23 protein-coding genes and 1 pseudogene are annotated in these 25,970 nt (G+C 65.5%); 17 read left to right on the top strand and 7 right to left on the bottom strand.

Going from position 1 to position 25,970, the window contains the following annotated elements:
• Positions 1 to 147: 147 nt before the first annotated feature.
• The gene (locus N5D48_RS13510) at positions 148 to 627 is read left to right on the top strand and encodes an RNA pyrophosphohydrolase (RefSeq protein WP_028688498.1); all 480 of its coding nucleotides are present in this window, start codon (positions 148 to 150) and stop codon (positions 625 to 627) included.
• A gap of 22 nt (positions 628 to 649) precedes the next feature.
• On the top strand, positions 650 to 2,923 hold the full coding sequence (gene ptsP / locus N5D48_RS13505; protein ID WP_279884930.1) for a phosphoenolpyruvate--protein phosphotransferase: 2,274 nt from the start codon (positions 650 to 652) through the stop codon (positions 2,921 to 2,923).
• A gap of 95 nt (positions 2,924 to 3,018) precedes the next feature.
• Here the strand turns inward: ptsP and N5D48_RS13500 are convergent, their stop codons facing one another.
• On the bottom strand, positions 3,019 to 3,765 hold the full coding sequence (locus N5D48_RS13500; protein ID WP_279884927.1) for an NRDE family protein: 747 nt from the start codon (positions 3,763 to 3,765) through the stop codon (positions 3,019 to 3,021).
• A gap of 131 nt (positions 3,766 to 3,896) precedes the next feature.
• On the opposite strand from N5D48_RS13500, the gene N5D48_RS13495 reads away from it, so the two are divergent.
• From N5D48_RS13495 to N5D48_RS13485, 3 genes are read left to right on the top strand one after another with little or no spacing between them, the layout of a single operon-like run.
• Entirely contained in the window at positions 3,897 to 4,679 is a 783-nt protein-coding gene (locus N5D48_RS13495; protein WP_279884924.1) for a sulfite exporter TauE/SafE family protein, read from the top strand.
• Positions 4,680 to 4,695: 16 nt separating this feature from the next.
• Entirely contained in the window at positions 4,696 to 5,505 is an 810-nt protein-coding gene (gene lgt / locus N5D48_RS13490) for a prolipoprotein diacylglyceryl transferase (protein ID WP_279884922.1), read from the top strand.
• 48 nt (positions 5,506 to 5,553) lie between these two features.
• Positions 5,554 to 6,525, top strand: coding sequence for a thymidylate synthase (locus tag N5D48_RS13485; RefSeq protein ID WP_279884920.1), 972 nt, complete (start codon positions 5,554 to 5,556; stop codon positions 6,523 to 6,525).
• 84 nt (positions 6,526 to 6,609) lie between these two features.
• Here N5D48_RS13485 and cadR read toward each other — a convergent pair whose 3' ends face one another.
• Positions 6,610 to 7,053: a cadmium resistance transcriptional regulator CadR gene (cadR, locus tag N5D48_RS13480; protein ID WP_279884919.1), complete on the bottom strand. Its 444-nt coding sequence runs from the start codon at positions 7,051 to 7,053 to the stop codon at positions 6,610 to 6,612.
• A gap of 92 nt (positions 7,054 to 7,145) precedes the next feature.
• On the opposite strand from cadR, the gene N5D48_RS13475 reads away from it, so the two are divergent.
• The 6 genes from N5D48_RS13475 to N5D48_RS13450 all read left to right on the top strand — a co-directional run bounded on the left by N5D48_RS13475 (position 7,146) and on the right by N5D48_RS13450 (position 15,066).
• Positions 7,146 to 9,392: a heavy metal translocating P-type ATPase gene (locus N5D48_RS13475; RefSeq protein WP_279884917.1), complete on the top strand. Its 2,247-nt coding sequence runs from the start codon at positions 7,146 to 7,148 to the stop codon at positions 9,390 to 9,392.
• A gap of 173 nt (positions 9,393 to 9,565) precedes the next feature.
• Positions 9,566 to 10,438 carry a LysR family transcriptional regulator gene (locus N5D48_RS13470; protein WP_279884936.1) on the top strand — a complete coding sequence of 291 codons (873 nt, stop codon included), beginning with the start codon at positions 9,566 to 9,568 and terminating at the stop codon, positions 10,436 to 10,438.
• A 139-nt stretch (positions 10,439 to 10,577) separates the two neighbouring features.
• Complete coding sequence (locus N5D48_RS13465; protein WP_279884914.1) at positions 10,578 to 11,636, top strand: putative 2-aminoethylphosphonate ABC transporter ATP-binding protein; 1,059 nt, start codon at positions 10,578 to 10,580, stop codon at positions 11,634 to 11,636.
• A gap of 1 nt (position 11,637) precedes the next feature.
• Positions 11,638 to 13,362, top strand: coding sequence for a putative 2-aminoethylphosphonate ABC transporter permease subunit (locus N5D48_RS13460; protein WP_279884912.1), 1,725 nt, complete (start codon positions 11,638 to 11,640; stop codon positions 13,360 to 13,362).
• Between the two features lie 30 nt (positions 13,363 to 13,392).
• Complete coding sequence (locus N5D48_RS13455) at positions 13,393 to 14,418, top strand: putative 2-aminoethylphosphonate ABC transporter substrate-binding protein (RefSeq protein WP_279884910.1); 1,026 nt, start codon at positions 13,393 to 13,395, stop codon at positions 14,416 to 14,418.
• A 114-nt stretch (positions 14,419 to 14,532) separates the two neighbouring features.
• Positions 14,533 to 15,066, top strand: coding sequence for a phosphonate degradation HD-domain oxygenase (locus N5D48_RS13450; protein ID WP_279884908.1), 534 nt, complete (start codon positions 14,533 to 14,535; stop codon positions 15,064 to 15,066).
• A gap of 2 nt (positions 15,067 to 15,068) precedes the next feature.
• Here N5D48_RS13450 and N5D48_RS13445 read toward each other — a convergent pair whose 3' ends face one another.
• Both N5D48_RS13445 and N5D48_RS13440 read right to left on the bottom strand, forming a co-directional pair.
• Positions 15,069 to 16,208 carry an MFS transporter gene (locus N5D48_RS13445; protein WP_279884906.1) on the bottom strand — a complete coding sequence of 380 codons (1,140 nt, stop codon included), beginning with the start codon at positions 16,206 to 16,208 and terminating at the stop codon, positions 15,069 to 15,071.
• Between the two features lie 99 nt (positions 16,209 to 16,307).
• Entirely contained in the window at positions 16,308 to 17,801 is a 1,494-nt protein-coding gene (locus tag N5D48_RS13440; protein WP_279884904.1) for an aldehyde dehydrogenase, read from the bottom strand.
• Between the two features lie 196 nt (positions 17,802 to 17,997).
• Here N5D48_RS13440 and N5D48_RS13435 point away from each other — a divergent pair, with 196 nt between their 5' ends.
• Positions 17,998 to 18,357, top strand: coding sequence for a cupin domain-containing protein (locus N5D48_RS13435; RefSeq protein WP_279884903.1), 360 nt, complete (start codon positions 17,998 to 18,000; stop codon positions 18,355 to 18,357).
• 154 nt (positions 18,358 to 18,511) lie between these two features.
• Here N5D48_RS13435 and rpmG read toward each other — a convergent pair whose 3' ends face one another.
• A complete protein-coding gene (gene rpmG / locus N5D48_RS13430) occupies positions 18,512 to 18,667 on the bottom strand; it encodes a 50S ribosomal protein L33 (RefSeq protein WP_003253507.1) in 156 nt (51 codons plus the stop codon).
• A gap of 10 nt (positions 18,668 to 18,677) precedes the next feature.
• On the bottom strand, positions 18,678 to 18,914 hold the full coding sequence (gene rpmB, locus N5D48_RS13425) for a 50S ribosomal protein L28 (protein ID WP_003258972.1): 237 nt from the start codon (positions 18,912 to 18,914) through the stop codon (positions 18,678 to 18,680).
• Between the two features lie 362 nt (positions 18,915 to 19,276).
• On the opposite strand from rpmB, the gene N5D48_RS13420 reads away from it, so the two are divergent.
• Positions 19,277 to 20,866 (top strand): ABC transporter substrate-binding protein, encoded by a 1,590-nt coding sequence (locus N5D48_RS13420; RefSeq protein ID WP_279884902.1) that lies wholly within the window; start codon positions 19,277 to 19,279, stop codon positions 20,864 to 20,866.
• 102 nt (positions 20,867 to 20,968) lie between these two features.
• Here N5D48_RS13420 and radC read toward each other — a convergent pair whose 3' ends face one another.
• Positions 20,969 to 21,649: a DNA repair protein RadC gene (radC, locus tag N5D48_RS13415; RefSeq protein WP_279884900.1), complete on the bottom strand. Its 681-nt coding sequence runs from the start codon at positions 21,647 to 21,649 to the stop codon at positions 20,969 to 20,971.
• Between the two features lie 127 nt (positions 21,650 to 21,776).
• Between radC and coaBC the strand changes: the two genes are divergently transcribed.
• The 4 genes and pseudogenes from coaBC to argB all read left to right on the top strand — a co-directional run bounded on the left by coaBC (position 21,777) and on the right by argB (position 25,893).
• Positions 21,777 to 22,988, top strand: a complete 1,212-nt coding sequence (gene coaBC / locus N5D48_RS13410; RefSeq protein WP_279884898.1) for a bifunctional phosphopantothenoylcysteine decarboxylase/phosphopantothenate--cysteine ligase CoaBC — start codon at positions 21,777 to 21,779, stop codon at positions 22,986 to 22,988.
• Positions 22,989 to 22,993: 5 nt separating this feature from the next.
• Positions 22,994 to 23,449 (top strand): dUTP diphosphatase, encoded by a 456-nt coding sequence (gene dut / locus N5D48_RS13405; protein ID WP_011536398.1) that lies wholly within the window; start codon positions 22,994 to 22,996, stop codon positions 23,447 to 23,449.
• A gap of 140 nt (positions 23,450 to 23,589) precedes the next feature.
• Positions 23,590 to 24,957, top strand: a pseudogene (locus tag N5D48_RS13400) (phosphomannomutase/phosphoglucomutase); the annotation flags it as partial.
• A gap of 30 nt (positions 24,958 to 24,987) precedes the next feature.
• Positions 24,988 to 25,893, top strand: a complete 906-nt coding sequence (argB, locus tag N5D48_RS13395) for an acetylglutamate kinase (protein WP_279884896.1) — start codon at positions 24,988 to 24,990, stop codon at positions 25,891 to 25,893.
• The last annotated feature ends 77 nt before the right edge of the window (positions 25,894 to 25,970 follow it).

Below are 25,970 nucleotides of genomic sequence, written 5' to 3'. Positions count from 1 at the left end.
CGGCCATCCCGATCGCCGAACCCGCCTCGGGAAAGGCCCGCGCAATACCGAGTCCTCACCTCGCCGCAGATAAGCGTGGCGGGCGCGTTGCTGCGCTCGCAGGCTTTGTGGAACAATGCCGGGACATGCGTTTGCGAGGTTGCTGCCGTGATCGACCCGGATGGTTTTCGCCCCAATGTCGGGATCATTCTGACGAATGATGCCGGGCAGGTGCTATGGGCTCGGCGGATCAACCAGGATGCCTGGCAGTTTCCCCAGGGTGGCATCAACCCTGATGAAACGCCGGAAGATGCCCTGTACCGCGAGCTGAACGAAGAAGTGGGCCTGGAACGCCAGGATGTGGAAATTCTTGCCTGCACCCGCGGCTGGTTGCGTTATCGTTTACCCCAGCGTCTGGTGCGTACCCACAGCCAACCGCTGTGCATCGGCCAGAAACAGAAGTGGTTCCTGTTGCGCCTGGTGAGCAACGAGCAACGGGTGCGCATGGACCTCACCGGCAAACCGGAATTCGATGGCTGGCGCTGGGTCAGCTACTGGTATCCGCTGGGCCAGGTGGTGACATTCAAGCGCGAGGTGTATCGCCGCGCCCTGAAAGAGCTAGCCCCGCGCCTGCTGACGCGCGACTGACGACGGAGTCCGACCCCGAGCCATGCTCAATACGCTGCGCAAGATCGTCCAGGAAGTGAACTCCGCCAAAGATCTCAAGACGGCGTTGGGTATCATTGTCTTGCGCGTCAAGGAGGCCATGGGCAGCCAGGTCTGCTCGGTCTACCTGCTCGACCCGGACACCAATCGTTTCGTGCTGATGGCCACCGAGGGCCTGAACAAGCGCTCCATCGGCAAGGTCAGCATGGCCCCCAACGAGGGCCTGGTCGGCCTGGTCGGTACCCGCGAGGAGCCGCTGAACCTCGAGAACGCCGCCGACCACCCGCGCTACCGCTACTTCGCCGAAACCGGCGAGGAGCGCTTCGCCTCCTTCCTCGGCGCGCCGATCATCCACCACCGTCGCGTGGTCGGGGTACTGGTCATCCAGCAAAAGGAGCGTCGCCAGTTCGATGAAGGCGAAGAAGCCTTCCTGGTGACGATGAGCGCCCAGCTCGCCGGAGTCATCGCCCACGCCGAGGCCACCGGTTCGATCCGTGGCCTGGGCCGCCAGGGCAAGGGTATCCAGGAGGCCCGTTTCGTCGGCGTGCCGGGTTCGCCGGGCGCCGCCGTCGGGCGCTCGGTGGTGATGCTGCCGCCCGCCGACCTGGAGGTGGTGCCGGACCGGACCGTCGAGGACATCGACAACGAACTCAAGCTGTTCAACAACGCCCTCGAAGGCGTGCGCGAGGACATGCGCAAGCTGTCGGCCAAGCTCGCCACCCAGCTGCGTCCCGAAGAACGCGCACTGTTCGACGTCTACCTGATGATGCTCGAGGACGCCGCCCTCGGTGGCGAGGTGGTCGAGGTCATCAAGACCGGCCAGTGGGCCCAGGGCGCCCTGCGCCAGGTGGTCGGCGAGCACGTCAACCGCTTCGAACTGATGGACGACGACTACCTGCGCGAGCGGGCGTCCGACGTCAAGGACCTTGGCCGGCGCCTGCTCGCCTACCTGCAGGAGGCGCGTTCGCAGTCGCTGGTCTACCAGGACAACACCATCCTGGTCAGCGAAGAACTGACCCCGGCCATGCTCGGCGAGGTGCCGGAAGGCAAGCTGGTGGGCCTGGTCTCGGTGCTCGGCTCGGGCAACTCCCACGTGGCGATCCTCGCCCGGGCCATGGGCATCCCCACGGTCATGGGCGTGGTCGACCTGCCGTATTCGAAGGCCGACGGCATCGAGATGATCGTCGACGGCTACAAGGGCGAGGTATTCACCAACCCCGGCGAGGTGCTGCGCAAGCAGTACAGCGACGTGGTCGAGGAAGAGCGCCAGCTGGCCCGTGGCCTCGATGCCCTGCGCGAGCTGCCGTGCATCACCCCGGACGGCCATCGCATGCCGCTGTGGGTCAACACCGGCCTGCTCGCCGACGTGGCCCGCGCCCAGCAGCGCGGCGCCGAGGGCGTCGGCCTGTACCGCACCGAAGTGCCGTTCATGATCAACCAGCGCTTCCCCAGCGAGAAGGAACAGCTGGCGATCTACCGCGAGCAGCTGCAAGCGTTCCATCCGCTGCCGGTGACCATGCGCAGCCTCGACATCGGTGGCGACAAGTCGCTGTCGTACTTCCCGATCAAGGAAGAGAACCCGTTCCTCGGCTGGCGCGGTATTCGCGTCACCCTCGACCACCCGGAAATCTTCCTGGTGCAGACCCGCGCCATGCTCAAGGCCAGCGAAGGCCTGAACAACCTGCGCATCCTGCTGCCGATGATTTCCGGCATCCACGAGCTGGAAGAAGCCCAGCACCTGATCCACCGTGCCTGGGGCGAGGTGCGCGACGAAGGCACCGACGTGCCGATGCCACCGGTGGGGGTGATGGTGGAGATCCCCGCCGCCGTGTACCAGACCCGCGAGCTGGCGCGCCAGGTGGACTTCCTCTCGGTCGGTTCCAACGACCTTACCCAGTACCTGCTGGCGGTCGACCGCAACAACCCACGGGTCGCCGACCTGTACGACTACCTGCATCCTGCGGTGCTGCAGGCCCTGCAGACCGTGGTCAGTGTCGCCCATGAAGAAGGCAAGCCAGTGAGCATCTGCGGCGAGATGGCCGGCGATCCGGCGGCGGCGATCCTGTTGATGGCCATGGGCTTCGACAGCCTGTCGATGAACGCCACCAACCTGCCGAAGGTGAAGTGGATGCTGCGCCAGGTCAACCTGAGCAAGGCCAGGGAGCTGCTGGCCGATGCCATGAGCCATGACAACCCGCAGGTTATCCACAGCTCGCTGCAGCTGGCGCTGAAGAACCTTGGGCTGGCGCGGATGATCGGGCCGAACAAGACCCTCTGATCGTTGGTACCGACCTCATCGCGGGGCAAGCCCGCTCCCACAAAGTTGCTGCAAGACCTTCGTGGGAGCGGGCTTGCCCCGCGATGAGGTCGGACTCACACCTCCAGGCTGACCTCGCCCAGGTGCCCACCAAACGGCCCGAAACTGCGCTCGACCATCCGCCGCCGCCCCTGATCATCAACGATCAGCACCGTGCTCGCACGCGTCCCATAGTTCTGGCTGGCGATGAACACGCTCGATAGCAACCTTTCGGTGGCCAACCCCACGCCGGTTTCCGGCAGCTCGCCATCCGACGCGGGCTGCGCATCGCCCAGCAGGGCCAGTAACCGTTGCGGGTCGGCAGCCTCGAGCAATCCCTCAAGTCCGCTGCGCGCCTTCAGCAGCTTCGGCCACGGCGTGTCCAGCCCGGCATTCGACAGCCCGTAGACACCAGGCTCCAGCATGCGCGGCGCAGCCTCGCGGGCATGCAGGTAGCCCAGCCGCTCGCCATCGCCCACCAGCAGATTGAACCCCGAGTACTGCCCACTGCGGCTGGCCACCTGGTCCAGGTAGGCCTCGACCCCAAGCTCGCCTTGCAGGTACGCCGCCACCAGTTCGCCCCGTGAACGTGGCCCTGGCGGCTGGCGCGGATCGCGAATGTTGGTCAGCGCCGCGAAGCGGCCGTTCGGCCCAACGCCCAGCCAGGTGCCACCAGCCTCCAGGTCGCGCCCGGCATGCACCCCCGGCGCATCCTGCCAAGCCGCCAGGGCCTGGGTCGGGCGGGCATAGAACTCGTCACGGTTGGCCGCGACGATCAGCGGCAGAGCGTGCCCGGGCCGCCAGGCGAATACGATCAGGCACATAGGTTGTCCCCTGTGTTTTCGGCCACTCTACCTGCGCCGCCGGCCGCTATCCATCACCTGACACAGACTTCACTAGAGCCCCAGGCTTGGCTTCCGTTACCATGCCGGATTGTTTTCCACAGGGGCCACGAATGGAATTCGCTCTCTACCTGCTACTAGGGGCCTGTGCCGGCGTGCTGGCCGGACTGTTCGGCGTCGGCGGCGGCATCATCATCGTGCCAGTGCTGGTGTTCAGCTTCACCTTGCAGGGCTTCGACCCCTCGGTGCTGACCCACCTGGCGGTGGGCACATCGCTGGCGACCATCGTCTTCACCTCGATCAACGCCGTGCTCGAGCACCAGCGCAAGGGCGCCGTGCAATGGCCGATCTTCGCCTGGATGACCGTGGGCATCCTGCTCGGCGCGCTGGTCGGGGCCAAGACCGCCTCGCTGATCCAGGGCCCGATGCTGCAGAAGATCATCGGCGTGTTCGCCCTGGTGATCGCCGCGCAGATGGCCATGGACCTCAAGCCCAAGGCCAGTCGCGGCATCCCCGGCAAGCCGGGCCTGACCGCCGCCGGCGGGGTGATCGGCTGGGCCTCGGCGATCTTCGGCATCGGTGGCGGTTCGCTGACCGTGCCATTCCTCACCTGGCGCAGCCTGCCGATGCAGCAGGCAGTGGCGACCTCGTCGGCCTGCGGCCTGCCGATCGCCCTGGCCAGCGCCCTGAGCTTCATGTGGCTGGGCTGGCACGAGGAGCACCTGCCGGCCCACAGCCTGGGTTACGTGTACCTGCCGGCGCTGCTCGGCATCGCCGTGACCAGCATGTTCTTCGCCCGCTTCGGCGCGCGCCTGGCGCACCAGCTGTCGCCACGCCTGCTCAAGCGTCTGTTCGCCGCGCTGCTGTTCTGCGTCGGACTGAGCTTCCTTATCTGAACCTAGAGGAAAGACAATGCTGCCTTACCCGCAGATCGACCCCGTGGCCGTGGCCCTCGGGCCGCTGAAAATCCACTGGTACGGCCTGATGTACCTGATCGGCATCGGCGGCGCCTGGCTGCTGGCCTCGCGCCGGCTGAACCGCTTCGACCCCACCTGGACCCGCGAGAAGCTCTCCGACCTGGTGTTCTGGCTGTCGATGGGGGTGATCGTCGGCGGGCGCCTGGGCTACGTGCTGTTCTACGACCTGCACCAGTACCTGGCCAACCCGACCTTGATCTTCGAGGTATGGAAGGGTGGCATGTCGTTCCACGGCGGCTTCATCGGCGTGATGCTGGCTGCGTTGTGGTTCGGCAAGCGCAACAACAAGTCGTTCTTCGAGCTGATGGACTTCGTCGCACCGCTGGTGCCGATCGGCCTGGGTGCCGGGCGCATCGGCAACTTCATCAACGCCGAACTGTGGGGCAAGGCCACCGACGTGCCGTGGGCGATGGTGTTCCCGCCGTTCAGCGACCCGGCCCAGCTGCCGCGTCACCCGTCGCAGCTGTACCAGTTCGCCCTCGAAGGTGTGGCATTATTCGTCATCCTTTGGCTGTACTCGCGCAAACCGCGCCCGACCATGGCGGTTTCCGGCATGTTCGCGCTGTTCTATGGCATCTTCCGCTTCATCGTGGAGTTCGTGCGGGTACCCGACGCCCAGCTCGGCTACATCGCCTTCGGCTGGTTGACCATGGGTCAGTTGCTCTGCGTGCCGATGATCGTCGGCGGCATCTTCCTGATCTGGTGGGCCTACAACCGCAAACCGACGGCCAAGGCCACCGTTTGATTTCCACGGCAGGGGCGATCCCCCTGCCGTTCTTGCTACAGGTAAGCCATGAAACAGTATCTAGATCTGGTCCGTGACGTCATCGACAACGGCACGCTGCAGGAAAACCGCACCGGCATCCGCACCATCAGCCTGCCGGGCGCCATGCTCAAGTTCGACCTGCAGAAGGGCTTCCCGGCCATCACCACGCGCAGGCTGGCGTTCAAGTCGGCGATCGGCGAGATGGTCGGTTTCCTGCGTGGCGTGAAGAACGCCGGCGAATTCCGCGACCTGGGCTGCAAGGTCTGGGACCAGAACGCCAACGAAAACGCCCAGTGGCTGGCCAACCCGTTCCGCCAGGGGCATGACGACCTGGGCGAGATCTATGGCGTGCAGTGGCGCCAGTGGCCGGGCTACAAGCGCATCGCGCTGAGCAACACGGCCGCCATCGAGATGGCCGAGAAGGCCGGTTTCCGCCGTATCGCCCAGGACGAGGAGGACGGCCAGGCGTTCGTCATCCTGTACAAGGCCATCGACCAGGTGCGCCAGTGCCTGGACACCATCGCCAACGATCCGGGCAGCCGCCGTATCCTGTTCCACGGCTGGAACTGCGCCCAGCTGGACGAAATGGCGCTGCCGCCGTGTCATCTGCTGTACCAGTTCCACCCGAATGCCGAGACCCGGGAAATCTCCCTGACCCTCTACATCCGCTCCAACGACCTGGGCCTGGGCACACCGTTCAACCTCACCGAAGGCGCGGCGCTGCTGTCGCTGTTCGGTCGCCTGACCGGCTACACGCCGCGTTGGTTCACCTATTTCATCGGCGATGCCCATGTGTACGAGAACCATCTGGACATGCTGAACGAGCAGCTCAAGCGCGAGCCGCTGGAGGCGCCGAAGCTGGTGATCAGCGACCGCGTGCCGGACTTCGCCAAGACCGGCAAGTACGAGCCGCAGTGGCTGGAGCAGATCGAGCCGAGCGACTTCTGGCTGGAAGGCTATGAGCACCATGCGCCGATGACGGCGCCGATGGCGGTCTGATCCAGCATCAGTGTCGCCTGCTTCGCGGGTAAACCCGCTCCCACAGATTCTGTAGGAGCGGTTTTACCCGCGAACGATTTGAACTCAATGCCCGTGACTGCGCCCTACATGGGAATGCTCGGTCTCCGGCACCGTCACCGCCCCATTGGTCTCCAGCTGCTGCAAGATCGCGCACTCCGCCCCTTGCGCATTGCATTGGCGCCGCAAGTCCACCAGCTGCGCCTGCAGCGCCAGCAACCCGTCGATTCTCGCCTGCACATGCTCGATATGCTCGTCGATCAGCGCATTGACGCTGCCGCACGACGCCTCGGGGCTGTCACGCAGGTTCAGCAGGCTGCGGATCTCGTCCAGGGTCATGTCCAGGGTGCGACAGTTGCGGATGAAGGTCAGGCGCTCGACGTGGGCCTGGGTGTAGAGCCGGTAGTTGCCGTCGCTGCGGGCAGGCTCCGGGAGCAGTTGCTCGCGCTCGTAGTAGCGGATGGTCTCCACCGCGCAGTCGGTGGCCTTGGCCAGTTCTCCGATCTTCATGGCAAATCTCCTGCAAAGGGCTTGACCCTATAGTGGCTACAGGGTGTTCACTTGGCAACAACGCACTTCGCGGCCCTGCTAAGGACGACACAATGAACCAGCCTGTCAGCCCCGAACACAAGCATGATCACGCCCATGGCGACAAGGGCCATGACCACGCCCCCCATGCCCACAGCTGCTGCGGTTCCAACGCCGCGCCGGCCAAGGTGCAACTGACCGAGAAGGCCAGTGCCCAGGCGCGGCTCAGCCGTTTTCGCATCGAGGCCATGGACTGCCCCACCGAGCAGACCCTGATCCAGGACAAGCTGGGCAAGCTGGCCGGCATCGAGCAACTGGAGTTCAACCTGATCAACCGCGTGCTCGGTGTACGCCACACCCTCGACGACACCAGCGGGATCGAGCAAGTCATCGACAGCCTGGGGATGAAGGCCGAGCCCCTGGCCGCCGAGGATGACGGCAGCGCGAGCGCGCCGCAGGCCAGCAAGACCCGCTGGTGGCCGCTGGCGTTGTCCGGCGCCGCCGCGCTCGCCGCCGAACTCGTGCATTTTTCCGGCAAGGCGCCCGAGTGGGTGGTCGCCGCCCTGGCCCTGGCGGCCATCCTCGGCTGTGGCCTTGGCACCTACAAGAAGGGCTGGATCGCCCTGAAGAACCGCAACCTCAACATCAACGCGCTGATGAGCATCGCCGTGACCGGCGCCGTGCTGATCGGCCAGTGGCCGGAAGCGGCGATGGTGATGGTGCTGTTCACCCTTGCCGAAGTGATCGAGGCGCGTTCGCTCGACCGCGCGCGCAATGCCATCAGCGGGCTGATGCAACTCACTCCGGACATGGCCACCGTGCAGCAGGCCGACGGCCAGTGGCGGGAGGTCGATGTACGCGAGGTAGCCGTCGGCGCGCGGGTACGGGTGCGTCCCGGTGAGCGCATCGGCCTGGACGGCGAGGTGGTCAGTGGGCAGTCCAGCGTCGATCAGGCGCCGATCACCGGCGAAAGCCTACCGGTCGAAAAGGCAGTGGGCGACAAGCTGTTCGCCGGCACCATCAACCAGGCCGGCGCCCTGGAATATCGCGTCACCGCCGCCGCCGGGCAGTCGACCCTGGCGCGAATCATCAAGGCCGTCGAAGAGGCCCAGGGCGCCCGCGCCCCGACTCAGCGCTTCGTCGACCAATTCTCGCGCATCTACACCCCGGCGGTGTTCGCCGTGGCCCTGGCGGTGGCGGTGATCCCGCCGCTGTTCATGGCCGGCGCGTGGTTCGACTGGATCTACCGCGCCTTGGTGCTGCTGGTGGTGGCGTGCCCATGCGCCCTGGTGATCTCCACTCCGGTGACCATCGTCAGCGGCCTGGCCGCCGCCGCGCGCAAGGGCATCCTGATCAAGGGCGGGGTCTATCTGGAAGGCGGGCGCAAGCTGGACTTCCTGGCCCTGGACAAGACCGGCACCATTACCCACGGCAAGCCGGTGCAGACCGACAGCAAGGTGCTCGACCCGCTGTTCGAAGGCCGCGCCCAGGCCCTGGCCGCCAGCCTGGCCGCCCGTTCCGACCACCCGGTTTCCGGCGCCATCGCGCTGTTCGCCAAAGAGCAGAGCCTGCAGCTCAGCGAGGTGAGCGAATTCGCCGCCCTGGCCGGTCGCGGCGTGCGGGGCGACATCGCGGGTGAAACCTACCACCTGGGCAACCATCGCCTGGTCGAGGAGCTGGGCCTGTGCTCGCCGGCGCTGGAAGCCGAACTGGATCAGCTGGAGCGCCAGGGCAAGACCGTGGTGCTGCTGCTCGACCGCTCCGGCCCGTTGGCGCTGTTCGCCGTGGCCGACACGGTCAAGGACAGCAGCCGCCAGGCAATCGCCGAACTGCACGAGCTGGGCATCAAGACGGTCATGCTGACCGGCGACAATCCCCACACCGCCCAGGCGATCGCCGCCCAGGTCGGCATCGACCGCGCCGAAGGCAATCTGCTGCCGGCGGACAAGCTGGCCACCATCGAGAGCCTGTACGCCCAGAACCACCGCGTGGGCATGGTCGGCGACGGGATCAACGATGCACCGGCCCTGGCCCGCGCCGAGATCGGTTTCGCCATGGCCGCCGCCGGCACCGACACCGCCATCGAGACCGCCGACGTGGCGCTGATGGACGACGACTTGCGCAAAATCCCGGCGTTCGTCAGGCTGTCGCGCCAGAGCGCGGCGATCCTCACCCAGAACATCGTGCTGGCCCTGGGGACCAAGGCGATTTTCCTGGCAATCACCTTTGCCGGCATGGCCACCATGTGGATGGCGGTGTTCGCCGACATGGGCGTGAGCCTGCTGGTGGTGTTCAACGGTTTGCGCCTGCTGCGCAAGTAGCAGCGGCAAGCTGCAAGCTGCAAGCTGCAAGCTGCAAGCTGCAAGCTGATCGAGGTGAATGTGAGATTTGTGAAGCAACACGGCCCGGCTTTTTCTTGTGGCTTGCAGCTTGAAGCTTGTGGCTGTGGCTGTGGCTGTGGCTGTGGCTGTGGCTGTGGCTGTGGAGCCCAGCGATGCTGAGCGCCGAGCTCAAGGCCTTCTACATGGTGGCCCGCCTGGGCAGCATCACCCTGGCGGCGAAGAAGCTCGGGCTCAGCCAGCCCACGGTAACCACGCAGATCCGCAACCTCGAAAGCCAGTACGCGGTGGAACTGTTCTATCGCGGTGGTCGGCGCCTGGTGCTGAGCGAAGAAGGCGCGCGCTTGCTACCGATGGTCAAGGCGCTGCTGCAGCAAGAGGCCGACATCGAATTCGAGCTGCGCAACAGCGGCCAGGGCCAGGGCAGCCTGCGCATCGCCGCCACCGCGCCCTACTACATCCTCGACCTGGTGAAGATCTTCCGCGAGCGCCTGCCCCAGGTGGACGTGGCGGTGGAAATCGGCAACTCGCAGCAGGTGCTGGAGATGCTCGAGGATTACCGGGTGGATATCGCCGCGTCCTCGCAACTGCTCGAAGATGCGCGCCTGGTGCGCCGAGTGCTGGGCACCGACCCGCTGGTGGTGGCAGTGCATCGCAACCACCCCCTGGCCCAACGCCAGACGGTGTCGATCGACGTAGTGACCGGGCATTGCCTGCTGATGCGCGAGCCAGGCTCGACCACGCGCAAGCTGACCGAGCAGATGATGCAGGAAGCTGGGGTCAAGGCCGGGGCGCTGCTGGAGATCGGCAGCCGCGAGTCGATCCGCGAGGCGGTGCTGCGCAATATCGGCATCAGCATCATTGCCCGGCATGAAGTGCCGCATAACCCGGAGCTGCGGGTGCTGGCTCTGGAGAACGCGCCGGTGATGCACGAATACCTGTACTGCCTGAAGGAACGGCGCCAGGCGCGATTGCCGGCGGCGTTCCTCGGGGTGGCGCAGGAAGTGGTGGGTTCGCAGTTCTGCTAAGGCCCTATCGCGGGGCAAACCCGCGATAGGGCCATTACAAAATCCGCCAATACCACTATCACCGGCTTTTGCCCAACCGCCACGGAACCGTCTCACAGCCTTCCTAGCATGGCTCCCATCTCTTCGATGAGGCCATGCCATGAACAACGTCACCCCAGGCGCACAGATGAAAGTGCGCGGCATCCACAAGCGCTTTGGCGCCTTCACCGCGCTCAACGACGTGTCCCTGGACATCGCCGCCGGCGAGCTGGTGTGCCTGCTCGGCCCTTCGGGCTGCGGCAAGACCACGTTGCTGCGCTGCATCGCAGGGCTCGAGCGCCAGGACCGTGGCACGCTGTACATCGGCGATCGCGATATCTCCGAGCTGCCGCCCCAGGCCCGTGACTACGGCATCCTGTTCCAGTCCTACGCGCTGTTCCCCAACCTCACCGTCGAAGCCAACATCGCCTACGGCCTCACCGCCAGCAGCCGCGACGCCGCGCGCCAGCGGGTCGGCGAAATGCTCGAGCTGGTGGGGCTCGTCGGCAGCGAAAAGAAGTACCCCGGCCAGCTTTCCGGTGGCCAGCAGCAACGCGTGGCCCTGGCCCGCGCCCTGGCACCGAAGCCCTCGCTGCTGCTGCTCGACGAGCCGATGTCGGCGCTGGACGCCCGGGTCCGCGAGCACCTGTGCACCGAGCTGCGCCAGTTGCAGCGCCAGCTGGGCATCACCACGCTGATGGTCACCCACAACCAGGACGAGGCCATGCTGATGGCCGACCGCATCGCCGTGATGAACAACGGCCAGGTCGAGCAGTACGCCACGCCCCAGGAAATCTACGATCAGCCGGCCACGCCGTTCGTCGCCGAATTCGTCGGCCAGGGCAACTGGCTGCCATTCCAGCGCAGCAGCGACAGCCACGCCCAGGTCGGCGGCATGCACATGCGCCTGGCGGCCAATGCCGGCGGTGCCAGCAGCGGCCGGCTGTTCTGTCGCCCCGAGGCGATCACGGTCAATCCGCTGGTGCATGAAGAAAACCTGTTCCCGGCCAAGGTCCGCGAGATCACCTTCCTCGGCAACCGCTGCCGCATGAGCTTCGAGCTCATGGCCCTGCCCGGCCACGCGCTGCTCGCCGAACTGGCGCCGGAAGCCATGCCGCGCCTGGGCTCGCAGGATATCTGGGTGGCGTTGCCGCCGCAGAGCCTGCAGGTGTTCGCCTGAGATGGCCGCGTCCATGACCCAGCCGCTCATCCACCCCAAGGCCGCGCCGCTTGGCGGCGTCGCCCTGGGTGACCGACTGTTCGTCGTCGGTGGCAAGAGCCTGCTGCTGCTGCTGTTGGTGCTGGCGGTGCTGCTGCCGCTGCTGGCGATCTTCTGGAAAGGCTTCAGCGGCGAAGCCGGCCAGGGCGGTGGCCTGCTGGCCGCCCGCGAACTGTTCGCCAGCGCGAACTTCCACTGGCTGCTCGGCAACAGCCTGGCGGTGGCGCTCACCGTCGCGGTCATCGTCGTGCCATTGGCGTATCTGTTCGCCTACGCCTTGCAGCGCACGCTGATCCCGGCCAAGGGCCTCTGGCGCGGCATCTCGCTGCTGCCACTGCTGGCGCCGTCGATGCTGCCGGCCATCGCCCTGGTTTACCTGTTCGGCAACCAGGGCCTGCTGCGCGGGCTGCTCAGCGACAATATCTACGGCTTCTGGGGCATCGTGCTCGGCGAAGCCATCTACACCTTTCCTCATGCCTTGATGATCCTGCTCTCGGCATTGTCGCTGGCCGACGCGCGGCTGTTCGACGCCGCCTCGAGCATGGGCGCCGGGCCTGCCCGGGCGTTCTTCAGCATCACCTGGCCAGCCACGCGCCAGGCGGTGTTCGCCGCGTTCTGCCTGGTGTTCACCTTGACCATCACCGACTTCGGCGTGCCCGTGGTGGTGGGCGGCGATTATCAGGTGCTGGCGCTGGAAGCCTACAAGGCCGTGGTCGGCCAGCAACAGTTCGGTCGCGGCGCGCTGATCGGCATGGTCCTGCTGGTGCCGGCGCTGCTCAGCTTCGCCGTCGATGCCTGGCTGCGACGCCGTCAGGGCGAGGCCATGAGCGGTCGCGCCCAGGTGTTCGAGCCCAAGCCGTCGAAGCTGCGCGATGGCTGCTACCTGGCCATCGTGATGCTGGTGTGCGCGGTGTTGCTGGGCGTGATCGGCATGGCGGTGTACTCGTCGCTGGTCAAGTTCTGGCCGTACAACCTGTCGCTGTCGCTCAAGCACTACATGTTCGACGACACCGCCGGCGGTGGCTGGCTGGCCTATCGCAACAGCGTGACCATGGCCATCGCCACCGCGCTGATCGGCAGCGTGGTGATCTTCACCGGCGCCTACCTGATGGAGAAGACCCAGGGCCAGCGCCTACTCAACCAGGCCCTGCGCCTGCTCAGTTTCATCCCCATGGCCGTGCCCGGCCTGGTCCTGGGCCTGGGCTACGTGTTCTTCTTCAACCTCGCCGGCAACCCGCTGCACGTGTTCTACGGCAGCATGGCGCTGCTGGTGGTGTGCACCATCGCCCACTACCTGACCACCGCGCAGATGACCGCCACCACCGCCCTGCGCCAGCTCGACGGTGAGTTCGAGGCCGCCGCGCTGTCGCTGAAGGCGCCTTTGTACAGGCACTTCCTGCGGGTCACCGTGCCGATCTGCCTGCCGGCGCTGCTGGATATCGTCCGCTACCTGTTCGTCTCGGCGATGACCACCGTATCGGCAGCGATCTTCCTGTACAGCCCCGACACCATTCTCGCCGCCGTCGCCGTGCTGAACATGGACGATGCCGGCAACGTCGGCGGCGCCGCCGCCATGTCCACCCTGATCCTGCTGACCAGCGCCGCCGCCTCGTTGCTGCTGGCCGGCGCCTCCCGCGGCCTGCTGCGCCGCTCCCAGGCCTGGCGCCAGCGCGCGCTCAGGCCTTGACCGACTGCCCATACCCATAGGAACCGCATCATGTTCAAGCCTCTCGCACTTGCCGCTGCCGTATCCGCTGTCTTCACCTTGCAGGCGTCGGCCGCCACGACCCAGCTGACCGTCTACACCGCCCTGGAAGCCGAGCAGCTCAAGAGCTACAAGCAGGCGTTCGAAAAGGCCAACCCGGACATCGAGATCAAGTGGGTGCGTGACTCCACCGGCATCATCACCGCCAAGCTGCTGGCCGAGAAAGAGCGCCCGCAGGCCGACGCAGTGTGGGGCCTGGCCGCGTCCAGCCTGGCCATCCTCGACCAGAACGGCATGCTCGAAGCCTATGCGCCGAAGGACCTGGGCAAGATCTCGCCCAACTACCGCGACGCCGCCAACCCACCCGCCTGGGTGGGCATGGACGTGTGGGCGGCGACCATCTGCTTCAACACCATCGAGGCCGAGAAACAGGGCCTGAGCAAACCGGTGAGCTGGCAGGACCTGACCAAGCCTGAATACAAGGGCAAGATCGTCATGCCCAACCCGGCCTCGTCCGGCACCGGCTTCCTGGATGTCAGCGCCTGGCTGCAGACCTTCGGCGAGCCCCAGGGCTGGGCCTACATGGATGCGCTGCACCAGAACATCGGCCAGTATGTGCATTCCGGCTCCAAGCCGTGCAAGCTGGCCGCCGCCGGTGAGTTCCCGATCGGCATCTCGTTCGAGTACCCGGCCGTGCAGCTCAAGCGCCAGGGGGCGCCGCTGGATATCGTGCTGCCGAAGGAGGGCCTGGGCTGGGAGATCGAGGCCACCGCCGTGCTCAAGGGCTCGCCGAAGGCCGATGCCGCCAGGCGCCTGGCCGACTTCTCGGCAAGCCCGGCGGCCATGGAGCTGTACAAGGAGAACTTCGCCGTGCTGGCCGCGCCGGGCATCGCCAAGCCGCAGACCGAACTGCCGGCGGACTACGAGCAGCGCCTGATCAAGAACGACTTCGCCTGGGCCTCGAAGAATCGCGACGAGATCCTCAGCGAGTGGCGCAAGCGCTACGACGGCAAGTCGGAGAAAGTGGCCCAGCAGTAAGGGCCTCATCGCGGGGCAAGCCCGCTCCCACGGGACAGCGTTTTGCGCTACACCTGTGGGAGCGGGCTTGCCCCGCGAATGCGCATCCGCGAATCCAGCCTCGAGCAAAGCCTCATGCCTTCCATCGACCAGATCTTCGCCCTCTACCAGCAGCACGGCAGCGCCGACTATATCGGCGAGGCCATCACCCAGCTCGAACACATGTCCCAGGCGGCCCAGCTGGCCATGGCCGAGGGCTATGACGACGAAGTGGTGCTCGCGGCCTTCTTCCACGACATCGGCCACCTGTGCGAAGGCGAGCCGATGGGCGGCTTCGGCGTGGCCAGCCACGAGCGCATCGGCGCCGAGTACCTGCGCCGGGCAGGGTTCAGCGAACGCCTGACGCGGCTGGTGCAGTACCACGTCGAGGCCAAGCGCTACCTGACCTTGCGCCAGCCGGGGTACTACCAGCGGCTGAGCGAGGCCAGCCGCAGGACCCTGGAATACCAGGGTGGAATGATGAGCGACGGCGAAGCCGATGCGTTCGAGCGTGATCCGTTGTTTGCCGTGAGCCTGCGCATGCGCGAGTGGGATGAGCAGGCCAAGGAGGTGGGGCTGGCGGTGATGGATCTGGCGGTAATGAAGCAGAAGGCTTTGGCCTTGCTGTGAGATCAGGCGGCGGCTGGCTCGAATGCATCGCGCCGCCGGGTCAGCAGCACCAAGCCCGCCGCCCCCACCGCCATCAGCAGCGGTAGCGCATGCCCGCTGATCCACTGGCTCCCCGCCCCGGCCAGCAACGGTCCGAGCAGGCACCCGATCCCCCATAGCTGCGCCACGTGGGCATTGGCCCGCACCAGCTCGTCATCCCGGTAGCGCTCACCGATCAACACCAGCGACAACGTGAACAAGCCACCGGCACTGGCGCCGAACAGCACCCACAGCGGCCAGATCACCGGTGTGTGCAACAGCAAGGGAATCGCCAGGCTGGACACCAGCAAGGTCAGCGCGCAGCCGCTGAACAACGTGCGGCGCGACATGCGGTCGGCCAATGCGCCAATGGGCAATTGCAGCACCGCATCGCCGACCACCACGGTACTGACCATGAACAGCGCCACCTCCGTGGTGAACCCTTGTTGCAGGCAATACACCGGCAGCAACGTCAGGATCATCGCTTCGAACGCCGCGAACAGCGCAATGGCCCAGGCGATCACCGGCAGGCGCCGGCAGAAACCGAACAGGTCGCGCAAGGTCACGCTGCACGCCTCGGTGGTCGGCGCCCCGCCCCGACCCAGCAGGATCAGTGGCGCAACCAGCAGCAGGCCAGTCGCGGCCCAGAAGCCGAAGTCATCGTCCGAACCGAGAAAGCCCAGCACCAGGGGGCCGGCCAACTGGCTCAGGGCATAGCTGCTGCCGTACAGCGCCACCAATCGGCCACGCCACTGCTCGACCACCAACTGGTTGATCCAGCTTTCACCGAGAATGAACACCACGGTCAGCGACATGCCGATCAGCAGCCGTAGCAGCAGCCACAGCGCATAGCTGGGCAGCAGTGCCACCAGGCCGATGGACAGCGCCCCGCCCCACAGGCACAGGCGCATGGCGGCCGGGACGCCTACCCAGCCGGCCAGGCGGCTGGCGATGGCGGCGCCGACCAGCACGCCCAGCGCCGGCATCGCCGCCATCACACCGATGGCGAACCCACCGTAGCCCCAGCCCTCCAGGCGCAAGGACACCAGCGGCATGCTCACGCCGAGCGCGAGCCCGACACTGAGCACCGACGCCAGCACGGCAAAGTAGGTTCCCCAACGCATAGTGGCCTCCGGGTAATTCTGGCAAAAAGCATCGCGGGGCAAGCCCGCTCCCACGACTCACGTGGGAGCGGGCTTGCCCCGCGAAAAGGCGCTACCTGATTACAGCTTGATCCAGGTCGCCTTCAGCTCGGTGTACTTCTCCAGGGCGTGCAGCGACTTGTCACGGCCATTGCCCGACTGCTTGAAGCCACCGAACGGCGCGGTCATGTCGCCGCCGTCGTACTGGTTTACCCAGACGCTGCCGGCGCGCACGGCGCGGGCGGTCTTGTGGGCCTTGGAGATGTCCGCGGTCCAGATGCCGGCGGCCAGGCCATACGGCGTGTCGTTGGCGATGGCGATGGCCTCCTCGGCGGTGTCGAAGGTGATCACCGACAGTACCGGGCCGAAGATCTCTTCCTTGGCAATCTTCATGGCGTTGGTCACGCCGTCGAAGATGGTCGGCTCGACATAGGTGCCACCAGTCTCTTCGAGGATGCGCTTGCCACCGGCCAGCAGCTTGGCGCCGTCCTGGTGGCCTGCATCGATGTAGGACAGCACGGTGTTCATCTGCTGGGTGTCGACCAGCGCGCCGACGGTGGTCGCCGGATCCAGCGGGTTGCCCGGTTTCCAGGCCTTGAGGGCCTCGACCACCATGGGCAGGAACTTATCCTTGATCGAACGCTCGACCAGCAGGCGCGAACCCGCGGTGCAGACCTCGCCCTGGTTGAAGGCGATAGCGCTGGCGGCAGCTTCGGCGGCGGCCTGCAGGTCAGGGGCGTCGGCGAAGACGATGTTCGGGCTCTTGCCGCCGGCTTCCAGCCAGACACGCTTCATGTTCGATTCGCCCGCATAGATCATCAGCTGCTTGGCAATCTTGGTCGAGCCGGTGAACACCAGGGTGTCGACGTCCATGTGCAGGGCCAGGGCCTTGCCCACGGTGTGGCCGTAGCCTGGCAGCACGTTCAGCACGCCTTTCGGGATGCCGGCCTCGATGGCCAGCTGGGCGATGCGAATGGCGGTGAGCGGCGACTTTTCCGAAGGTTTCAGCACCACCGAGTTACCGGTGGCCAACGCCGGGCCCAGTTTCCAGCAGGCCATCAGCAGTGGGAAGTTCCACGGCACGATGGCACCGACCACGCCCACTGGCTCGCGGGTCACCAGACCCAACTGATCGTGCGGGGTCGGGGCGACTTCGTCGTAGACTTTGTCGATGGCTTCGGCATTCCAGTGAATGGCGCTGGCCGCACCCGGAATATCGATGGTAGAGGAGTCACCGATCGGCTTGCCCATGTCGAGGGTTTCGAGCAGGGCCAGTTCCTCGACGTGCTTGCGCAGCAGGTCGGCGAAGCGGATCAGCTTGGCCTTGCGCTTGGCCGGGGCCAGACGCGACCAGACGCCGGATTCGAACACGGCGCGGGCATTGTCGACGGCGCGGTTGGCATCGGCCAGGTCGCAGCTGGCGACCTTGGCCAGGAAGCGTCCGTCCACCGGGCTCAGGCAGTCGAAGGTTTCACCGGATGCGGCATCGGTGTATTCGCCGTCGATGAAGGCACGGCCTTCGATCTTCAGTTGCTGGGCACGCTGTTCCCAGTCCGCACGAGTCAGGGTGGTCATAGGAAACTCCTCTCTTGTTAAGGTGCAACGCCGCACTGAGGACTCACGGGCGCTGTCAGAAATTCTGGCCGGGCGATGAACGCGCACAGGCACCTGCAACCCTAAACCAGGCCAGGGAAACTATCAATATATTTGACACGAATAGCCTAAAAGCCTACTGATGTGCATTTTATTAAACAACAACAGGGTACCCACCATGAGCATCGCCAGCATCGTCGATTTCGCCCAGGTTCTGACCGAGGCCGAACGCTACCGTCCGGCGGCGGAGAAAATCATCAAGGGCGAGCCTGACCAGGCTGTCTACAACCACTATTCCAGCCCCTGCGGGCAGTTCGCCGCTGGCGTCTGGGAAGGCGAAGTAGGCCAGTGGACGGTGAACTATACCGAGCACGAGTACTGCGAGATCGTCCAGGGCGTGTCGGTGCTGCGCGACCAGGAAGGCAACGCCAAGACCCTGCGTGCCGGTGATCGCTTCGTCATCCCGGCAGGCTTCAAGGGCACCTGGGAGGTGCTGGAGCCGTGCCGCAAGATCTATGTGCTGTTCGAGCAGAAGTAAGCGCCAGCTTCTTCGCGGGTAAACCCGCTCCCACAGGGCCTGTGTCGAGCCTGTGGGAGCGGGTTTACCCGCGAAGAGGCTGAACACTGGTTTCCTGCAGGCATAAAAAAACCCGCCACCTTGCGGTAGCGGGTTTTTTCAGGTCGCCGATCAATTACTTGATCTTGGCTTCCTTGTACACCACGTGCTTGCGGACGACCGGATCGTACTTCTTGATCTCGATCTTGTCCGGAGTGGTGCGCTTGTTCTTGTCGGTGGTGTAGAAGTGGCCGGTGCCGGCACTCGAAACCAGACGGATCAATTCACGCATGACGTTCTCCTTAGAACTTTTCGCCGCGAGCGCGCAGCTCGGCCAGCACTACGTCGATACCACGCTTGTCAATGACGCGCATGCCTTTGGCGGATACGCGCAGACGCACGAAACGCTTCTCGGACTCAACCCAGAAACGGTGGTGCTGCAGGTTCGGCAGGAAACGACGACGGGTTTTGTTGTTTGCGTGGGAAATGTTGTTCCCGGTTACTGGACCCTTACCAGTAACTTGACAGACTCTCGACATGACTCAGCCCTCTAAAACCACATGCCCAACCCGGCATGGGTTGGCCGCTTAATCTCTCAGTCTTTGGCGCCAGGCGCCGTGATTCTGGAGGTCTTATCGACCGGATCCGCTGATGCGACAGGCCGAGCCCCTAGAAAAGAGCGCTGCTTTATACCAGAAAGACTAAGCCGCAACAACAGAAAGTGAGCATCCACGTGCTGCAAATCGCGGGGGAGCAGCATAGCGACTCGCCTGCCGCGCTGTCGACCGCTCGTCGCCAAGCGCCTGAAAAAGAAGGTGGTCATTTCTCGTAGCGCACACTAGGGTAAGGCCATTTCCAGACTGCACCGGCAGATGGGTCACCGACCAGCCAAGGAGCCACCATGCGTGCCGCCGCCCTTTCCTTATTCTTCACCGCCCTGTGCGCCGCCGGTCTGGCCCAGGCCGCGCCATTGTCGGTGTGCACCGAAGCCAGCCCGGAAGGCTTCGACGTGGTGCAATACAACTCGCTGACCACCACCAACGCCTCGGCCGACGTGCTGATGAATCGCCTGGTCGAGTTCGACGCAGGGCTTGGCAAGGTCGTGCCGAGCCTGGCCGAAAGCTGGACGGTGTCGCCGGACGGCCTGATCTACGACTTCAAGCTGCGCCCAGGGGTGAAATTCCACACCACGGCGTACTTCAAGCCGAGCCGCGAGCTGGATGCCGACGACGTGCTGTTCAGCTTCCAGCGCATGCTCTATCCGGCCCACGCCTGGCACAAGACCGCTCCAGGCGGCTACCCGCACGCCCAGTCGCTGCAGCTGGGCAGCCTGATCAAGGCGATCGACGCCCCCGACCCGCACACCGTGCGCTTCACCCTGAGCCACGCCGACGCCACTTTCCTCGCCACCCTGAGCATGGGCTTCGCCTCGATCTACTCCGCCGAGTACGCCGACAAGCTGCTCAAGGCCGGTACCCCGGACAAGCTCAACAGCCAGCCGGTGGGCACCGGGCCGTTCGTGTTCCAGCGTTTCCAGAAGGACGCCGTGGTGCGCTACCGCGCCAACCCCGACTACTTCGCCGGCAAGCCGTCGGTCGACCCGCTGATCTACGCCATCACCCCGGACGCCAACGTGCGCCTGCAGAAGCTCAAGCGTGGCGAATGCCAGGTCGCCCTGTCGCCCAAGCCGCTGGACATCGCCGAGGCCGGCAAGGACGGCAACCTCAAGGTAGCGACAACGCCTGCGTTCATGACCGCCTTCGTCGCCATCAACAGCCAGCACCCGCCGCTGGACAAGCCCGAGGTGCGCCAGGCGATCAACCTGGCCTTCGACAAGCCGGCCTACCTGAAGGCCGTGTTCGACGATACCGCCACCGCCGCCAACGGCCCCTACCCGCCCAACACCTGGAGCTACGCCAAGGACCTGCCGGGCTACGCCATGGACCCGAAGAAGGCCAAGGCGCTGCTGGCCAAGGCCGGCCTGGCGAATGGTTTCGAAACCACGATCTGGACCCGTCCGTCGGGCAGCCTGCTCAACCCCAACCCCAGCCTGGGCGCGCAGATGCTCCAGGCGGACCTGGCGAAAATCGGTATCAAGGCCGAGATCCGCACCATCGAGTGGGGCGAGCTGATCCGTCGGGCGAAGGCCGGCGAGCATGACCTGCTGTTCATGGGCTGGGCCGGCGACAACGGCGACCCGGACAACTTCCTCAGCCCGCAGTTTGCCTGCGCGGCGGTCAAGTCCGGGACCAACTTCGCGCGCTTCTGCGACAGCCGCCTGGACCAGTTGATCAATGCAGGGCGCACCACCAACGACCAGAGCGTGCGCAGCCGGCTGTACCAGCAGGCGCAAACGCTGATCCAGCAACAGGCGCTGTGGCTGCCACTGGCGCACCCGACAGCGGCGGCGCTGCTGCGCCAAGGCGTCGAGGGCTACCAGGTGAGCCCGTTCGGGCGGCAGGATTTCAGCAAGATCGCCGTCAGCCGTTGACGTATGCGCAACCTGAACCGACCTCTTCGCGGGTAAACCCGCTCCCACAGGATTTGTGGGAGCGGGTTTACCCGCGAAGAGGCCAGTGCAGCTTGCCCATGACTAACCTGCCAACCACCCATGTTCCAGCATCGACAGCGGCTCGCCATCGCCGACGATGACATGGTCCATTACCCGCACATCGATCAGCGCCAGCGAGCGCCTGAGCATCAGCGTCAGATGCACGTCATCCTGGCTCGGCTCGCAATTGCCCGACGGATGGTTATGGCAGAGGATCAGCGCCGCGGCGTTGTGCAGCAAGGACCGGCGCACGACCTCGCGAGGATAGATGCTCGCGCGGTCAATGGTGCCGCGAAACAGTATCTCGAACGCCAACGGGCGGTGTCTGGTATCCAGGAACAGGCAACCGAACACCTCGCTGGACTCGTGCCGCAGCATGGACTTGAGATAGCGCCTCACCGATGCAGGGCTCTCCAGGACCGACGCACGCTCGATGTGTTCGTCCAGATAGCGCCTGCCGATCTCCAGCAATGCCTGCAACTGTGCATATTTCACCGGTCCCAGGCCTGGCTCGCGCAGTACCTTCGCCCGATCGGCCTCGAGGAACTGCCGCAACCCGCCGAACCTCGCCAACAGGCCGCGCGCCAGGTCGAGCACATTGCGCCCGGCGACGCCCGACCCCAGCAGCACGGCGAGCAACTCCGCATCCGAAAGGATCGCCGCCCCGCGCTGCAACAACTTCTCCCTTGGCCGCTCTTCAGCCGGCCACTCCCTGATGTTCATGCCCCCTCCTCGCCTGCCACTACGGCCCTTTTGGGCGCTGTGTTAATCTAGTTCGCTTCGAAAATGCGACGATCTGCCGCAGGCAGCTGTCGTCGCCACCCGCTTTCACTGGAATAAGGCAAGGCCTATGCAGCGGTTGTATCGCAAGCGCATCGTTCTCGGCGTGGGTGGCGGCATCGCCGCCTACAAGAGCGCCGAGCTGATTCGCCGACTCCTGGAACACGGCGCGCAGGTGCGCGTGGTCATGACCCGTGGTGGCGCCGAGTTCATCACCCCGCTCACGCTGCAGGCGCTGTCCGGCCACCCGGTGCACATGGACCTGCTCGACCCCGCCGCCGAAGCGGCCATGGGCCATATCGAGCTGGCCAAGTGGGCCGACCTGGTGCTGATCGCCCCGGCCACCGCCGACCTGATGGCGCGCCTGGCCCAAGGCATGGCCGACGACCTGCTGACCACCCTGGTCCTGGCCACCGACGCCACCGTGGCCGTCGCCCCGGCGATGAACCAGGCCATGTGGCGCGATCCCGCGACCCAGGCCAACCTGGAGCTGCTCAAGAGCCGCGGCATCCAGGTCTTCGGCCCGGCCTCCGGCAGCCAGGCCTGCGGCGACGTCGGCCTGGGCCGCATGCTCGAGGCCACGGACCTGGCCTGGTGCGCCGCCGAGAGCTTCAAGCGCGAGGCCCTGACCGGCAAGCACGTGCTGATCACCGCCGGACCGACCCAAGAGAACATCGACCCGGTGCGCTACATCACCAACCATAGTTCAGGGAAGATGGGCTTTGCCCTGGCCGAGGCCGCCGCCGAAGCCGGGGCTCGGGTGACCCTCGTCACTGGCCCCGTGCACCTGCAGACGCCCGACCGGGTCAGCCGCATCGACGTGGTCAGCGCGCGGGACATGCTCGCGGCCTGCGAGGCAGCCATGCCCTGCGACCTGTTCATCGCCTCGGCTGCGGTCGCGGACTACCGCCCAGAAGTCGTCGCCCCACAGAAGCTCAAGAAAGATCCCACCACAGGCGACGGCATGCTGCTGCAGATGGTGCGTAATCCCGATATCCTTGCGACCATTGCCGGCCGGCCTGATCGCCCGTTCAGCGTGGGCTTCGCCGCCGAGACCGAGCACTTGCTCGACTACGCCACGCGCAAGCTCAAGGACAAGAACCTCGACCTGATCGTCGCCAATGATGTGGCCAACCCCAGCATCGGCTTCAACAGCGAGGAGAACGCCCTGACCGTGATCGACCGCCAGCAGCACCAGACCCTCTTCGCGCAGACCAGCAAGGGCAAGATCGCCCGCCAGCTGGTCGCCTTCATCGCCGAACGGCTCAACCAGGTTCAATAAGTTACATGCACGCTCTCCAAGCCAAGATCCTCGACCCACGCCTGGGCACCGAATTCCCCCTGCCGCAGTACGCCACCCCCGGCTCCGCCGGCCTGGACCTGCGCGCCCTGCTCAAGGAGGACACCGTCCTCGAGCCGGGCCAGACCCTGCTGATCCCCACCGGCCTGTCGGTGTACATCGGCGACCCGGGCCTGGCGGCCATGATCCTGCCGCGCTCGGGCCTGGGCCATAAGCACGGCGTCGTGCTGGGCAACCTGGTCGGCCTGATCGACTCGGACTACCAGGGCGAGCTGATGGTGTCCTGCTGGAACCGTGGCAACACGCCGTTCACCATCACCATTGGCGAGCGCATCGCCCAGCTGATCCTGGTGCCGGTAGTGCAGGCCCACTTCGACATCGTCGAGCAGTTCGACGAGACCCAGCGCGGCACTGGCGGCTTCGGCCACTCCGGCACCCGCTGAGCCGGCAGCAGACCGTTCGGGCCATGGATGGCGAACTCTCTGGCGAAACCACCGTCCAAGCGTTCAGTTTGCGCCCGCCCAGAAGCCTTTGACTTATGGAGTCCCCAGAGATGAACGACATGGCCCACCTGGTCCCCGCACTGCCCGACAGCATCTTCCGCGCCTACGACATCCGTGGCGTGGTCGGCAAGAACCTGCACGCCGAGACCGCCTACTGGATCGGCCGCGCCATCGGCGCCCAGACCCTCGCCCAGGGCGAGCCGCAGATTTCCGTCGGCCGTGACGGCCGCCTGTCCGGCCCGATGCTGGTCGAGCAACTGATCAAGGGCCTGGTCGATGCCGGCTGCCAGGTCAGCGATGTCGGCCTGGTGCCGACACCTGCGCTGTACTACGCCGCCAACGTGCTCGCCGGCAAGTCGGGCGTGATGCTCACCGGCAGTCACAACCCCTCGGACTACAACGGCTTCAAGATCGTCATCGCCGGCGACACCCTGGCCAACGAGCAGATCCAGGCCTTGCTGACACGCCTGAAGACCAACGACCTGACCCGCGGCGAAGGGCGCATGGAAAAGGTCGAGATCCTCGACCGCTACTTCCAGCAGATCACCGCCGACGTGAAGCTGGCCAAGCGCCTGAAGGTGGTGGTCGACTGCGGCAACGGCGCCGCCGGCGTGGTCGCTCCGCAACTGATCGAGGCCTTGGGTTGCGACGTGATCCCGCTGTTCTGCGAGGTCGACGGCAACTTCCCCAACCACCACCCGGACCCGGGCAAGCCGGAAAACCTCGAAGACCTGATCGCCAAGGTGAAGGAGACCGGCGCCGATATCGGCCTGGCCTTCGACGGCGACGGTGACCGCGTCGGCGTGGTGACCAACACCGGCAGCATCGTCTACCCCGACCGCCTGCTGATGCTGTTCGCCCAGGACGTGCTGTCGCGCAACCCGGGCGCCGAGATCATCTTCGACGTCAAATGCACCCGTCGCCTGACCCCGCTGATCGAACAGCACGGTGGCCGCGCACTAATGTGGAAGACCGGCCACTCGTTGATCAAGAAGAAGATGAAGCAGACCGGCTCGCTGCTGGCCGGCGAGATGAGCGGACACATCTTCATCAAGGAACGCTGGTACGGTTTCGACGACGGCATCTACAGCGCCGCGCGCCTGCTGGAAATCCTCAGCAACGCCGGACAGGACGCCGAAAGCCTGTTCGCCGCGTTCCCCAATGATATTTCCACGCCGGAAATCAACATTGATGTGACCGACGAGGGTAAATTCAGCATCATTGATGCTCTGCAACGCGACGCCGACTGGGGCGAAGCCAACCTGACCACCATCGACGGTGTGCGGGTCGACTATCCCCACGGCTGGGGCCTGGTCCGCGCCTCCAACACCACGCCGGTGCTGGTGCTGCGCTTCGAGGCCGACAACGCGGCAGAACTCGACCGAATAAAGGCTGTATTCCGCACGCAGTTGCTGCGGGTCCAACCAGGCCTGCAACTGCCGTTCTGACGACTATCCGTTCCTTACCTGGAGCCCTGCATGACCCTCGATCGCGATGCCGCTTCCCATGTAGCCGAGGTTTTGTCCGAAGCACTGCCCTACATTCGCCGCTTCGTCGGCAAGACCCTGGTGATCAAGTACGGCGGCAACGCGATGGAGAGCGAGGAGCTCAAGACCGGCTTCGCCCGTGACATCGTGCTGATGAAGGCCGTGGGCATCAACCCTGTGGTGGTCCACGGCGGCGGCCCGCAGATCGGCGACCTGCTCAAGCGCCTGTCGATCGAAAGCCGTTTCGTCGACGGCATGCGCGTCACCGACGCGGCGACCATGGACGTGGTGGAGATGGTCCTGGGTGGCCAGGTGAACAAGGACATCGTCAACCTGATCAACCGCCATGGCGGCAGCGCCATCGGCCTGACCGGCAAGGACGCGGAGCTGATCCGCGCCAAGAAGCTGACCGTGACCCGCCAGACCCCGGAGATGACCACCCCGGAAATCATCGACATCGGTCATGTCGGCGAGGTCGTGAGCGTCAACACCGACCTGCTGAACATGCTGGTCAAGGGCGACTTCATCCCGGTGATCGCGCCGATCGGCGTGGGCGCCAACGGTGAGTCCTACAACATCAACGCCGACCTGGTGGCCGGCAAGGTGGCCGAGGCGCTGAAGGCCGAGAAGCTGATGCTGCTGACCAACATCGCCGGCCTGATGGACAAGCAGGGCGAGGTCCTCACCGGGCTGACCACCGAGCAGGTCAACGAGCTGATCGCCGACGGCACCATCTACGGTGGCATGCTGCCGAAGATCAAGTGCGCGCTGGACGCGGTCCAGGGCGGCGTCAACAGCTCGCACATCATCGACGGCCGCGTGCCGAATGCCGTGCTGCTGGAGATCTTCACCGACAGCGGCGTGGGCACCCTGATCACCAACCGCAAACGCCACTGACAACCTGCACTGGCCTCTTCGCGGGTAAACCCGCTCCCACAGGGATAGCACCACCTTTGAGGGCAGTGGCGATCCTG

Origin of the sequence: Pseudomonas sp. GD03858, from assembly GCF_029840925.1 — a bacterium.
GTDB lineage: Bacteria > Pseudomonadota > Gammaproteobacteria > Pseudomonadales > Pseudomonadaceae > Aquipseudomonas.
The sequence above is the reverse complement of the archived record's forward strand: the minus strand, read 5'-3'. Positions and strand labels throughout refer to the sequence as shown.